General features: G+C 59.1%; 12 protein-coding genes. 7 read left to right on the top strand and 5 right to left on the bottom strand.

Features of this window, described 5'->3' with window-relative positions; genetic code table 11:
* Nucleotides 1–220 precede the first annotated feature (220 nt).
* From zwf to JUI81_RS15900, 4 genes are all read left to right on the top strand, one after another.
* Entirely contained in the window at nt 221–1,690 is a 1,470-nt protein-coding gene (zwf, locus tag JUI81_RS15915) for a glucose-6-phosphate dehydrogenase (RefSeq protein WP_019581460.1), read from the top strand.
* On the top strand, nt 1,677–2,390 hold the full coding sequence (gene pgl, locus JUI81_RS15910) for a 6-phosphogluconolactonase (RefSeq protein WP_018926463.1): 714 nt from the start codon (nt 1,677–1,679) through the stop codon (nt 2,388–2,390). The genes zwf and pgl overlap by 14 nt, the downstream gene beginning before the upstream one ends.
* A 17-nt stretch (nt 2,391–2,407) precedes the next feature.
* Nucleotides 2,408–3,073, top strand: coding sequence for a bifunctional 4-hydroxy-2-oxoglutarate aldolase/2-dehydro-3-deoxy-phosphogluconate aldolase (locus tag JUI81_RS15905; RefSeq protein WP_018926462.1), 666 nt, complete (start codon nt 2,408–2,410; stop codon nt 3,071–3,073).
* A gap of 351 nt (nt 3,074–3,424) precedes the next feature.
* On the top strand, nt 3,425–4,150 hold the full coding sequence (locus tag JUI81_RS15900; RefSeq protein ID WP_019581459.1) for an intradiol ring-cleavage dioxygenase: 726 nt from the start codon (nt 3,425–3,427) through the stop codon (nt 4,148–4,150).
* 2 nt (nt 4,151–4,152) lie between these two features.
* On the opposite strand, the gene JUI81_RS15895 is transcribed toward JUI81_RS15900, so the two are convergent.
* A complete protein-coding gene (locus tag JUI81_RS15895) occupies nt 4,153–5,334 on the bottom strand; it encodes an aminotransferase class V-fold PLP-dependent enzyme (protein ID WP_204124640.1) in 1,182 nt (393 codons plus the stop codon).
* Between the two features lie 24 nt (nt 5,335–5,358).
* Nucleotides 5,359–5,595, bottom strand: a complete 237-nt coding sequence (locus JUI81_RS15890) for a DUF3820 family protein (protein ID WP_007949456.1) — start codon at nt 5,593–5,595, stop codon at nt 5,359–5,361.
* Nucleotides 5,596–5,798: 203 nt separating this feature from the next.
* Here JUI81_RS15890 and JUI81_RS15885 point away from each other — a divergent pair, with 203 nt between their 5' ends.
* Nucleotides 5,799–6,266: a PA2169 family four-helix-bundle protein gene (locus JUI81_RS15885; RefSeq protein WP_019581457.1), complete on the top strand. Its 468-nt coding sequence runs from the start codon at nt 5,799–5,801 to the stop codon at nt 6,264–6,266.
* Between the two features lie 192 nt (nt 6,267–6,458).
* Here JUI81_RS15885 and JUI81_RS15880 read toward each other — a convergent pair whose 3' ends face one another.
* Both JUI81_RS15880 and JUI81_RS15875 read right to left on the bottom strand, forming a co-directional pair.
* A complete protein-coding gene (locus JUI81_RS15880) occupies nt 6,459–6,929 on the bottom strand; it encodes a MaoC family dehydratase (protein ID WP_019581456.1) in 471 nt (156 codons plus the stop codon).
* 44 nt (nt 6,930–6,973) lie between these two features.
* Nucleotides 6,974–7,918, bottom strand: coding sequence for an alpha/beta hydrolase (locus JUI81_RS15875; protein WP_019581455.1), 945 nt, complete (start codon nt 7,916–7,918; stop codon nt 6,974–6,976).
* Nucleotides 7,919–8,151: 233 nt separating this feature from the next.
* Here JUI81_RS15875 and fadD2 point away from each other — a divergent pair, with 233 nt between their 5' ends.
* On the top strand, nt 8,152–9,840 hold the full coding sequence (fadD2, locus tag JUI81_RS15870) for a long-chain-fatty-acid--CoA ligase FadD2 (RefSeq protein WP_019581454.1): 1,689 nt from the start codon (nt 8,152–8,154) through the stop codon (nt 9,838–9,840).
* A gap of 376 nt (nt 9,841–10,216) precedes the next feature.
* Entirely contained in the window at nt 10,217–11,917 is a 1,701-nt protein-coding gene (gene fadD1, locus JUI81_RS15865; protein WP_018926455.1) for a long-chain-fatty-acid--CoA ligase FadD1, read from the top strand.
* A gap of 217 nt (nt 11,918–12,134) precedes the next feature.
* Here fadD1 and JUI81_RS15860 read toward each other — a convergent pair whose 3' ends face one another.
* On the bottom strand, nt 12,135–12,512 hold the full coding sequence (locus JUI81_RS15860) for a hypothetical protein (RefSeq protein WP_018926454.1): 378 nt from the start codon (nt 12,510–12,512) through the stop codon (nt 12,135–12,137).
* Between the last annotated feature and the right edge of the window lie 25 nt (nt 12,513–12,537).

Below are 12,537 nucleotides of genomic sequence, written 5' to 3'. Positions count from 1 at the left end.
ATATGGGGTTCCTAAATTCACCTGCGCAAACAAGCGCTCGGCTATGCAAATTGGGCCTTTGATACGGCCCATAACGGTGGCCTATCCTACTGATGGCTCCGACCGACCACCACTCGGAATCTATATTTTGCGAAAATGTTGTGGTTATTACTACATTTTCCCTTGAGTGATGCCTTGAAAAAAGGTATTTGTAGCTTAACTTGATAAAAGAACAAACATCATGCCTTCGATTACGGTTGAACCGTGCACCTTTGCCTTGTTCGGCGCTCTCGGCGATCTAGCCCTGCGCAAGCTGTTCCCTGCCCTTTATCAACTCGATGGTGCCGGCCTGCTTCATGAGGATACGCGCATTATCGCACTGGCCCGTGAACCTGGCAGCGAGCAGCAGCATCTGGCGTTCATCGCCACCGAGTTGCGTCGCTACGTGGGCGCCAAAGAGCTGGATGAAGCCGTGCTCGAGCGCTTCCTGGCCCGTTTGAGCTACCTGCATGTCGACTTCCTCAAGGCTGACGATTACGTCGCCCTGGCCGAGCAGGCCGGCAGCGCCCAGCGGGTGATTGCCTACTTCGCCACGCCGGCGGCGGTTTACGGTGCTATTTGCGAGAACCTGTCGAAGGTTGGCCTGGCCGAAAACACCCGCGTGGTGCTGGAAAAACCCATCGGTTCGGACCTGGAATCCTCGCGTAAGGTCAACGACGCCGTGGCGCAGTTCTTCCCGGAGAACCGCACCTACCGTATCGACCACTACCTGGGCAAAGAGACCGTACAGAACCTGATTGCGCTGCGTTTCGCCAACAGCCTGTTCGAAACCCAGTGGAACCAGAATTACATCTCCCACGTGGAAATCACCGTGGCCGAGCAGGTCGGGATCGAAGGCCGTTGGGGGTACTTCGACAAGGCCGGCCAGCTGCGGGACATGATCCAAAATCACCTGTTGCAGTTGCTGTGCCTGATCGCCATGGACCCGCCGGCCGACTTGTCCGCCGACAGCATCCGCGACGAGAAAGTCAAAGTGCTCAAGGCACTGGCGCCGATCAGCCCGGAAGGCCTGACCACTCAAGTGGTGCGCGGCCAGTACATCGCCGGTCACAGCGAAGGCAAGTCGGTGCCGGGGTATCTGGAGGAGCCTAACTCCAACACCCAGAGCGACACCGAAACCTTCGTTGCCCTGCGTGCCGACATTCGCAACTGGCGTTGGGCCGGCGTGCCGTTTTACCTGCGCACCGGCAAGCGCATGCCGCAGAAGCTGTCGCAGATCGTCATCCACTTCAAGGAACCGTCGCACTACATCTTCGCCCCCGAGCAGCGCTTGCAGATCAGCAACAAACTGATCATCCGCCTGCAACCGGACGAAGGCATTTCCTTGCGCGTGATGACCAAGGAACAAGGCCTGGACAAGGGCATGCAGCTGCGTAGCGGTCCGTTGCAGCTGAATTTTTCCGACACCTGGCGCAGCGCACGGATTCCCGATGCCTACGAGCGGTTGTTGCTGGAAGTGATGCGTGGCAATCAGAACCTGTTTGTCCGTAAAGATGAAATCGAAGCCGCGTGGAAGTGGTGTGACCAGTTGATTGCCGGGTGGAAAAAGTCCGGTGATGCGCCCAAGCCGTACGCGGCCGGGTCCTGGGGGCCGATGAGCTCCATTGCACTGATCACGCGGGACGGGAGGTCGTGGTATGGCGATATCTGAATTGAAACTGCCTCAGGGCGTCAGCGCCCATGAGTTCAAAAAACCGATGCTGCTGGCCGAAGGCCTGGCATTGGCAGTGGCCAAACAACTGAGCGACGCGATTGCCGCACAAGGCACCGCGACGCTGGTGGTGTCCGGTGGACGCAGCCCGGTGGCATTTTTCCAGCACCTGGCCAAGCAGGCGCTGGACTGGTCGAAGGTGGTGGTCAGCCTGGCTGACGAGCGTTGGGTGCCGGTGGAGCATGCCGACAGTAATGCCGGTCTGCTCAAGCGTTACCTGTTGCAAGGTCCGGCGGCCAAGGCCCAGTTCCTGAGCCTCTACAGTGCCACCGCCAACCTGGAGCAGGCCGCCGAGCAGGCTGATCGCTTGCTCGCCGAGTTGCCGGCGATCGATGTGCTGGTGCTGGGCATGGGCGACGACGGTCACACCGCATCACTGTTCCCCAACAGCCCGAACCTGGCCGACGCCTTGAAAGTCGACGGCACTCGTCGTTGCTGGCCGATGCTGGCGCCGACCGTGCCGCGTCAGCGCCTGACCATGAGTCGCGCGCTGCTGGCTTCGGCCAGGCACACCGTTCTATCGATTTCCGGTCAGTCCAAGTTGACCACCCTGAGCGCCGCACTGGCCGGTGACGATGTCGCCGCCATGCCGATTCGGGCGTTTCTGCAACCTACGTTAGAGATTTACTGGTGCCCATGAACCAAGGATCAGCCGCTATGACAAACACATCCCCGACCGTTTCCATGGCGGACAAAGTTGCCCTGATCGACAGCCTCTGCGCCAAGGCGCGGATCCTGCCGGTGATCACCATCGCTCGCGAACAGGACGTGCTGCCGTTGGCCGACGCCCTGGCCGCCGGTGGCCTGACGGCGCTGGAAGTGACCCTGCGTTCGCAGTTCGGCCTCAAGGCCATCCAGATCCTGCGCGAAAAGCGTCCGGAGCTGGTGACCGGTGCCGGTACGGTGCTTGATCGCAGCATGCTGGCCGCTGCCGAAGCCGCCGGTTCGCAATTCATCGTGACGCCGGGCATCACCCGTGACTTGCTCGAAGCCAGTGTCGCCAGCCCGATCCCGCTGTTGCCGGGCATCAGCAACGCCTCCGGCATCATGGAAGGCTATTGCCTGGGCTATCGCCGCTTCAAGCTGTTCCCGGCGGAAGTCAGCGGCGGCGTCGCAGCCATCAAAGCCCTGGGCGGCCCGTTCGGCGAAGTTAAATTCTGCCCGACCGGCGGCGTCAGCCCGGCCAACATCAAGAGCTACATGGCGTTGAAAAACGTGATGTGCGTGGGCGGTAGCTGGATGCTTGACCCCGAGTGGATCAAGAACGGCGACTGGGCCCGTATCCAGGAGTGCACCGCCGAGGCGTTGGCGCTGCTGGACTGATCTGATTTACCGGATTTACCAAACACTTCGTTGTGTGTTCTACGGCTTTACGGTGCGCTTGGTCGGTGCACCGTTTTTTTTTGCCTGGTGAAAACTCCTGTGGCCGTCGAAACGCTCGTTGTAGCAGCTGTCGAGCCTGCGAGGCTGCGTTCGGCTGCGAAGCAGTCGTGAATCCGGCTGACGCGGTCTGCCTGACATACCGCAATCTCTGGTTTTACGACTGCTGCGCAGCCGAACGCAGCCTCGCAGGCTCGGCAGCTGCTACGGATCGACATCACGCGATACATAGTTACCGCATCTCGCCGCACGTCCAGCGTTAACCTGCGTTCATCTTATGGAAGAGAGAACGTCATGGACGACAACACCTCAGCTGCATCCCCACTACCGGTTTATCAACTGTCACCCGAGCAGATCGCCGGTCCGTATTTTCGAAATCCAAAACTGATCAGGCGAAACGTCAGCGAAGGCATGGACGGCATTCCCTTGGTGCTGCGGCTCACGATCATCGATGCCATGACCGGTCAACCGGTTACCGGGGCATTGGTCGATATCTGGCATTGCAATGCGCGCGGGGCGTATTCGGGCTGGAGCAAGGTCAACCCGGACAAGGAAGTCGATGTGGATGATATCGGGTCGATCCCGCGCACCGATGACGACACCTACCTGCGTGGTGGGCAATTCACCGACAAAATGGGCATCGTGCGGTTTACCACGATTTATCCGGGGTTCTATGCCGGCCGCGCTTTGCACATTCACGTCGCGGTACGCATCACGGCCGGTAATAACTATCTGGAAGAGCGGCACGTTGCCTGGGTCGGCCAGCTTTACTTTCCCGAGGTCGCATCAAGGTCGGTGCTCAACGCCCGTGAGTACAGCGGTCGAGCCGTCTCACCGCTGACCAATGCGCAGGATATGTTTCATCAGCGCATGGGCGGCGAGGCCTCGACCCTGAACATCCACACCATCGGTCGAGACTCGAATGAGGACGGCTTTTTCGGGCACATGACCATCGGTGTCGACACGTTTGCGGTGTCATCGCAAATCAAGCCCGAGGACTTTGATAAATACACCGTGTGACGTCAGCGCAATTCGTTCAACGCCCGGGCCAGTACATCCATGTCCGCAGCCATGGTCGTGAGCCCCGGCGTAATGCGGATGCACGGGCCAGACGCCGCGCCGCTGCGCGCCACGGTAAACAGGTTGTAGTCGTTGAGCAGGCGCTCGACCATCACTTGTTGGTCGGCATGTCGGGTAAAGCGCATCGAGGTGATGCCGCAGTACAGGCGCGGGTCATCCGGGGTCATGACTTCGATCCCCGGTAACGCCCGAACGGCATCGACCCAGCGGTTGCGCAGGTAATTGAGCCGTGTGCCCTTGGCGACAGAACCGCCCATGGCCTGATGCTCTTCGAACACCAGCGGCAGGGTCCGCAGGGCCGGGATGTTCGGGGTGCTGTATGGCGTGCGGGCGCGAATGTCGGTGGCCGGGAAATGCATCTCGCCCATGTCCGGATCGATGTCGACCAGGCGCTCGGGCGCGATGTAAATGAAGCCGAGGGTCAATGGCGCACCGATCCATTTGTGCAGGTTGTAGCCGGCAAAGGCGATGCCCAGTTCATCGAGGTTGAACTCGATCTGGCCGAGGGCATGGGCGCCGTCGAGGATTACATCGATGCCATGCTCCCTGGCTGCAGCGGCAATCGCCTGCACCGGCATTACCAGACCGGTGCGATGGGTGACGTGGGTCAGGGCCATCAACTTCAGTCGCGGATAACGTGTGAAAGCTTCGCGGTACGTGGCCAGCAAGCTGTCGAAACTGGCGGGGTGACGGTGCTCGATCTCGATCACTTCCACGCCTCGATAGCGGGCCAGCCAACGCATTGCGCTCTTGACCGTGTCGTACTCCAGATCGCACAGCAGGACCTGATCGCCCGGTTCCAGGCGATTGTAGTTGCGGATCAGCGACTGCAAACCGTCCGAGGCGTTTCGGGTGAAGGCGACGGCTTCGGCCGGGGCACCGATCAGCTCGGCCAGCTGCGCGCGGATCTTGACGCTTTCGCCCTGTTCGAAGCGCTGGCGCACATGCACCGAGTTGCCGCGGTTGATGAGCTCGATGTTGCGTTGATACTCCTCGACCACGGTGCGTGACATGCGCCCGAAGTAACCGTTCTCCAGGTTCAGGGGGCCGGGTTCGACAGCATAACGGTCGGCAAAGGTCTGCCAAAAGGCTTCATCACGGGCACGGCGGGTGTTATCGGGCATGGGCTACTCGGTCAGAAGGGCGGGTCAGTGACGAGGGGCAGGTTTGCCGTGCTTGGCGCGCAGCGGTTCGAGCAGTTCCGACAGGCCGTTGTGATCGATTTCCTGCATCAAGGCCAGCAACCCGCCCAGTTCCCCGTGAGGGAAACCTTCGCGAGCGAACCAGTTCAGGTACTGACCGGGCAGGTCGGCGATGATACGGCCCTTGTATTTGCCGAAGGGCATCTCGCGGGTAATCAGCAGTTCGAGCTTTTCGGGATTCATCATCAGTCGTCTTGATTCAAAACAGTCTGGAAAATACAGGCATTCTGCATGCAGGCCAATTGACAGATCATGCAAAAAAAACGGATACAGATTTCTCATATAAATCTAACGTATTGAAATTAAAGTGAAAAATATCAATTCGAAGCTGGCATGCGGGGTGCAATGACTTACTGCATCTTTCATCAACCGCAAGGAATTGAAAAATGACCGACATTAATAAAGAAGCGATCTCTGTACTCAACGACCTGATTGAAACCTGTAAAGATGGTCAGGAAGGGTTCAAGACTTGCGCTGAAGACATCAAGAATCCCGAACTCAAAAACCTGTTCATTCAGCGCTCCGCCGACTGCGCCACTGCCGCTGCCGAACTGCAGGCCACGGTGCGTTCCCTGGGCGGCGATCCGGAAACCTCCACCAGTGTCAGCGGCGATCTGCACCGTCGTTGGGTGGATGTGAAGTCGATGTTCACCGGCAAGGATGAAGAGGCAGTGCTGAACGAAGCGGAGCGTGGTGAAGACCACGCGAAGAAGGCTTACAAGAAAGCGCTGGAAAAAATCAACGAGGACAACCTGGTAAGTATTCGTGACACCGTTGAACGCCAGTACCACGGCGTGCAACGCAACCACGATCAGGTCAAAGCCCTGCGTAACCAGGCTCGCGCACGCTCGTAAGCGTTCGACCTGTGGCGAGGGGGCTTGCCCCCGTTGGGGGGCGCAGCGCCCCTGAAACCGGCGCCGCATTTGACCTGATTAAACGCGGTAGCAGGTTTTACGACTGCTTCGCAGTCGAACGGGGACAAGCCCCCTCGCCACAGCAAGCCCCCTCACCACAGGGAAGGCCTCTCATCACAAGGAAGTGATGAATCAGCCGATGCTGATTGCCGGCAACGTCGGCAATGTCACGGTCTGCTGTTTACGCGGTGCCAGAATCTCCGCCTCACCATCTACTACCAGTTCATCACGCTGGTTGAACACGCGAGTGGCGATCCGCACACGAAACTTCGGCATTTTCTCGAGAATTTCCAGGCGCACAGTCAGCGTGTCACCAATCTTCACCGGCTTCTGAAAGCTCATCGTCTGACCGATATAAATAGTCCCCGGCCCAGGCAACTCGCAAGCCACCGCCGCGCTGATCAACGCGCCGCTGAACATGCCGTGGGCGATGCGCTCCTTGAACATGGAGGCAGCGGCGAATTCGGCGTCCAGGTGCACCGGGTTGTGGTCGCCGGACATCGCGGCGAACAACTGAATGTCGCGTTCTTCAACGGTTTTGCTGTAGCTGGCGGTCTGGCCGATTTCGAGGGCTTCGTAAGGGGTGTTGGTAACCTGGGTCATCTGTCTCGATTCCTGTGACGAATTAAATGAATCCACAAAAAAAACTATTCGGCTCTGGGGGGCCGGCGGTTGCTCAAGGCCTGGGCGATCCAGTTCAGCACGTCGGCAGTCACTTCATCGCGATTGCTTTCATTGAACAGTTCGTGCCGGGCCTGCGGGTAAATATTCAAGTGCAGGCTCTGGCAGCCAGCGTCGCGCAGGGCGTGGGCCAGATCTTTCAGACGTTTGCCTTCGCTCACCGGATCACATTCGCCGCCAATCACCAGCAGCGGCAGGCCCGGATCGATCTGGGCGAGATTGGACGCTTTGCTGATTTGCTGCAAGCCGCCGAGCAAATCGATCCAAAGCTGATTGGTGCAGCGAAAGCCGCAGAGCGGGTCGTTGGCGTACTTGTCGACCTCGGCCGGGTCGCGGCTCAGCCAGTCGAACGAGGTGCGAGCCGGCTTGAACTTCTTGTTGAACGAGCCGAACGACAGCCATTCGATCAATGCACTGCGACCCTTGGGCCCCTGGCGCAGGCGTTCGAGGCGAGCAATCTGCCGCGCGACGCGATAGAGCGCCACGGGCTGGAAGTTCGAACCGCTGAGAATCGCCCCGTGCAGACTGGCGCTGTGGTGCAGCAAGTAAGCCTGGGCGATGTAGCTGCCCATGCTGTGGCCCAACAGCACGATCGGCGTACCGGGATGCTGTTGGCCGATATGTTGGTTGAGGCTGGCGAGGTCACCGACCACTTTGCCCCAGCCATCGCTGTCGGCGAAGTGGCCCAGCGTGCCGTTTTCAGCGGTTTTGCCATGTCCACGCAGGTCCGGTGCGTAAACACCGTAGCCCTGTTCACAGAACTTTTCTGCCAGGCGAGCGTAGCGACCGCTGTGTTCCGCCATGCCGTGGGCCAGCAGGATCACGGCTTTGAGCGGCGCAGCTGGCAGCCACTGGTTGACGAAGAGGCGGCTGCGGTCGCTCGCGGTCAGCCAGAAAGTGTCATGGATCATGGCGATTCCTTTGCATGGGACTGTATGCGGCATGGGCGTCGTTGCATTGTATAGCGCATCCCGCGCGCGCCGTCTGATCAGGCCGCGCCGGGGCAGCAAGATTCACGGGATCAATGAGGACCGTGCGCATATTTGCCTGATTCACCATAGCTGCTAGTGTCCGGGAAGCCCCGCTTTTCAGAAGTGATGGAAAAAGCGGCCCTGGATAGATTCAGGTAATGAGGACAAGAACAATGCAACCTGATTTCTGGAATGACAAACGCCCGGCCGGCGTGCCCCTGGATATCGACCTTGGGGCCTATAAGTCGGTGATTGAGGTGTTCGAGCGTTCCTGCAAGAAATTTGCTGACCGCCCGGCATTCAGCAACATGGGCGTGACCCTGACCTACGCTGAGCTGGAACGTCACAGCGCTGCGTTCGCCGGTTACCTGCAAGCCCACACCGACCTGGTGCCGGGGGATCGCATCGCGGTGCAGATGCCCAACGTCCTGCATTACCCGATTGCCGTGTTTGGCGCCTTGCGTGCCGGGCTGATCGTGGTCAACACCAACCCGCTGTACACCGCGCGGGAGATGCGTCATCAGTTCAAGGACTCCGGTGCCCGGGCGCTGGTGTACCTGAACGTGTTCGGGCAGAAGGTCCAGGAAGTGCTGCCCGACACTGACATCCAGTACCTGATCGAAGCGAAGATGGGCGACCTGATGCCCACGGCCAAGGGCTGGCTGATCAATACCGTGGTCGCCAAGGTCAAGAAAATGGTCCCGGATTATTCACTGCCCCAGGCCATCTCCTTCAAGAGCGCGCTACGTCTGGGCCGGGGCCTGGGCATCAAACCGCTGAACGTCGGTCTCGACGACATCGCGGTGTTGCAATACACCGGCGGCACCACCGGGCTGGCCAAGGGCGCCATGCTGACCCACGGCAACCTGGTGGCGAACATGCAGCAGGCGCGGGCATGCCTCAGTCAGCTGGGTGCCGACGGTCAGCCGCTGCTGCGCGAAGGCCAGGAAGTGATGATCGCGCCGCTGCCGCTTTACCATATCTATGCCTTCACGGCGAACTGCATGTGCATGATGGTGACCGGCAACCACAACGTGCTGATCACCAATCCACGGGACATCAAGGGCTTCATCAAGGAACTGAAGAACTGGCGGTTCTCGGCGCTGCTGGGGCTCAACACGCTGTTTGTCGCGCTGATGGACCATCCCGACTTCAAGACCCTGGATTGCTCCAGCCTCAAACTCACCAACTCCGGCGGCACGGCGCTGGTCAAGGCCACCGCCGAACGCTGGGAACAGCTCACCGGTTGCCGGATCACCGAAGGTTACGGCCTGACCGAAACCTCGCCAGTGGCCTGTACCAACCCTTACGGTGACAAATCGCGCATCGGCACGGTCGGCCTGCCGGTGCCGGGCACCACCCTGAAAGTGATCAACGATGAAGGCGTCGAGCAGCCGTTGGGCGAGCGCGGCGAACTGTGCATCAAGGGCCCGCAGATCATGAAGGGCTACTGGCAGAAACCCGAAGCCACCGCCGAAGTGCTGGATGCCGACGGCTGGTTCAAGTCGGGCGACATCGGGGTGATCGACCCGGACGGTTTCGTGCGCATTGTCGATCGCAAGAAAGACATGATCATTGTCTCGGGCTTCAACGTGTACCCGAACGAGATCGAAGACGTGGTGATGGCCCACCCGAAAGTCGCCAACTGTGCGGTGATCGGCGTGCCTGACGAGCGTTCGGGGGAGGCGGTGAAATTGTTTGTGGTGGCCCGTGAGTCGGGGGTCAGCCTTGAAGAGCTGAAGGCTTACTGCAAGGAAAACTTCACGGCGTACAAAGTACCCAAGCACATCGTGTTGCGTGAGTCTTTGCCGATGACGCCGGTGGGCAAGATTTTGCGGCGGGAGTTGCGGGATATCGCATAACGTTTGAAGCTGCGCTACGCGCATTCGCGGGCAAGCCTCGCTCCTACAGTGGATTTGTGTCGCCCTATCGGGTGATCGACAAAAAACCGTAGGAGCGAGGCTTGCCCGCGAAGTTTTTAAGGCTATAAGCCGCGAATTCATAGGCTTTCAGGGTGATATAGGATTTTTGCTCTAAAATGACCGCTTGCCATTCTTTAGTCACCAAAGTGACTGTAGGGGCCTATTTAGGCTCTAGTCGGCCCTTGGCAAAGCTGCTACTCTCGGCGCGCTTTGTGACTTCTCGGCCTATGTAAAGCCAGATTCACCAATAGACAAACACCAATAATAATCGCATCAAATGCGGTGTTGAATTCGCGTTGCTGAGGAGTGGGCTTCCATGATCGAAGACTTTTGGAAGGATAAGTACCCAGCTGGAATTGCTGCCGAGATCAATCCAGACGAGTACCCGAATATTCAGGCAGTGTTGAAGCAATCCTGCCAACGCTTCGCTGACAAACCGGCATTCAGCAACCTGGGCAAGACAATCACCTACGGTGAGCTGTACGAATTGTCCGGTGCCTTTGCCGCTTACCTGCAACAGCATACCGATTTGCAGCCGGGCGATCGAATCGCCGTGCAATTGCCCAACGTGTTGCAGTACCCGGTCGCCGTCTTCGGTGCCATCCGCGCCGGGCTGATCGTGGTCAACACCAACCCGCTGTACACCGCGCGGGAAATGGAACACCAATTCAACGACTCCGGTGCCAAAGCCCTGGTCTGCCTGGCCAACATGGCGCATCTGGCACAGACCGTCGTGCCGAAAACCGGCGTCAAGCACGTGATCGTCACTGAAGTGGCCGACCTGCTGCCGCCGCTCAAGCGTCTGCTGATCAACAGCGTGATCAAGTACGTGAAGAAGATGGTCCCGGCGTATCACTTGCCCAAGGCCATCAAATTCAACGACGTGTTGAGCAAAGGCCATGGCCAGCCAGTGGTTGAAGCCAACCCGGCCAGCAGCGACGTGGCGGTGCTGCAATACACCGGCGGCACCACCGGCGTGGCCAAGGGCGCGATGTTGACCCATCGCAACCTGGTGGCGAACATGCTGCAGTGCAAGGCGCTGATGGGCTCCAACCTCAACGAAGGTTGCGAGATCCTGATCACGCCGCTGCCGCTGTACCACATCTATGCCTTCACCTTTCATTGCATGGCGATGATGCTGATCGGCAACCACAACATCCTGATCAGCAACCCGCGCGACTTGCCGGCGATGGTCAAGGAACTGTCGAAGTGGAAGTTCAGCGGTTTCGTCGGCTTGAACACGCTGTTTGTTGCTCTGTGCAACAACGAAGCGTTCCGCAAGCTGGATTTCTCGAACCTGAAAATCACCTTGTCCGGCGGCATGGCCTTGCAACTGGCCGCGGCTGAACGTTGGAAAGCGGTCACCGGCTGCCCGATCTGCGAAGGTTACGGCATGACCGAAACCAGCCCGGTGGCCACGGTGAACCCGAGCCAGAATATCCAGATCGGCACCATCGGCATTCCGGTGCCGTCGACCCGGTGCAAAGTCATCGACGATGCCGGCGTTGAGCAGCCGTTGGGCGGCATCGGTGAACTGTGTGTGAAAGGTCCGCAAGTCATGAAGGGCTACTGGCAGCGTCAGGAAGCCACCGATGAAATACTCGACAGCGAAGGCTGGTTGAAGACCGGTGATATCGCACTGATTCAGCCCGATGGCTACATGCGCATTGTCGATCGCAAGAAAGACATGATCCTGGTCTCCGGTTTCAACGTGTACCCCAACGAACTGGAAGACGTGCTGGCGACCCTGCCGGGCGTGCTGCAATGCGCGGCCATCGGCGTGCCGGACGAGAAGTCGGGGGAGGCGATCAAGATCTTCATCGTTGCCAAACCGGGTGTGACCCTGACCAAGGAACAGGTGATGGAGCACATGCGCGCCAACGTCACCGGCTACAAGGTGCCCAAAGCCGTGGAGTTCCGCGACGCGCTGCCAACCACCAACGTCGGCAAGATCCTGCGCCGCGAGTTGCGCGACGAAGAGCTGAAAAAGCTGGGCGTGAAGAAAGTCAGCGCCTGATCAAACAAAAAGCCCCGCAGATGCGGGGCTTTTTGTTTAAAGCAGTATGAAGTGTGCTTTTGTGGCGAGGGGGCTTGCCCCCGTTCGACTGCGCAGCAGTCGTAAAAGCAGCCAGCGGCCTGATCAGGTGAATCGAGGTGCCTGATTTAGGGGCGCTACGCACCCCAGCGGGAGCAAGCTCCCTCGCCACAGGGGACTCTTTGATGGCTTGAGAGGATTACTGGCGGAACTGCGCGAAATTGACGTTGGTACCCGCCGGACGCATGTCCTGCAGGTACGAGTCCTTGTCGGCGCTCAGTTCCAGGCTCAGGGCGGCCTTGCGTTTACCCTGGTTGCGCACCACCAGGCCTTCCAGCTTCTCGCGCAGGAACACCGTCGGCACTTTCAGGTGCAGCAGTTCGTCGGTGTCCGGGGTGTGCATCAGCAAGTGAATCCATTCGTACTGACCAATGGCCAGGCGCGCGACCGGAATATCGAACCAGAAAATGTTGCGGTTACGGTTCAATTCGGTGAAATGGCAGTTGTTGACGCCAAGCACGGCACCGCCAAGTTCCTGGTTTCTGCGGGCAATGGCCTGCTTTTTATCGAGTTTCATAACGTTCCTACGGGATTGGATCTTC

It is taken from the genome of Pseudomonas sp. 008 (assembly GCF_016861935.1).
In the GTDB taxonomy this organism is placed as follows: Bacteria; Pseudomonadota; Gammaproteobacteria; order Pseudomonadales; family Pseudomonadaceae; genus Aquipseudomonas.
Note: the sequence above shows the minus strand (reverse complement) of the source record. Positions and strands in the feature narration are given on the sequence as shown.

Bases quoted from the DNA above. Each gene is read 5' to 3' on its own strand.
- zwf (WP_019581460.1), top strand. From the start codon at position 221: ATGCCTTCGATTACGGTTGAACCGTGCACCTTTGCCTTGTTCGGCGCT.
- pgl (WP_018926463.1), top strand. From the start codon at position 1,677: ATGGCGATATCTGAATTGAAACTGCCTCAGGGCGTCAGCGCCCATGAG.
- JUI81_RS15905 (WP_018926462.1), top strand. From the start codon at position 2,408: ATGACAAACACATCCCCGACCGTTTCCATGGCGGACAAAGTTGCCCTG.
- JUI81_RS15900 (WP_019581459.1), top strand. From the start codon at position 3,425: ATGGACGACAACACCTCAGCTGCATCCCCACTACCGGTTTATCAACTG.
- JUI81_RS15895 (WP_204124640.1), bottom strand. From the start codon at position 5,334: ATGCCCGATAACACCCGCCGTGCCCGTGATGAAGCCTTTTGGCAGACC.
- JUI81_RS15890 (WP_007949456.1), bottom strand. From the start codon at position 5,595: ATGAATCCCGAAAAGCTCGAACTGCTGATTACCCGCGAGATGCCCTTC.
- JUI81_RS15885 (WP_019581457.1), top strand. From the start codon at position 5,799: ATGACCGACATTAATAAAGAAGCGATCTCTGTACTCAACGACCTGATT.
- JUI81_RS15880 (WP_019581456.1), bottom strand. From the start codon at position 6,929: ATGACCCAGGTTACCAACACCCCTTACGAAGCCCTCGAAATCGGCCAG.
- JUI81_RS15875 (WP_019581455.1), bottom strand. From the start codon at position 7,918: ATGATCCATGACACTTTCTGGCTGACCGCGAGCGACCGCAGCCGCCTC.
- fadD2 (WP_019581454.1), top strand. From the start codon at position 8,152: ATGCAACCTGATTTCTGGAATGACAAACGCCCGGCCGGCGTGCCCCTG.
- fadD1 (WP_018926455.1), top strand. From the start codon at position 10,217: ATGATCGAAGACTTTTGGAAGGATAAGTACCCAGCTGGAATTGCTGCC.
- JUI81_RS15860 (WP_018926454.1), bottom strand. From the start codon at position 12,512: ATGAAACTCGATAAAAAGCAGGCCATTGCCCGCAGAAACCAGGAACTT.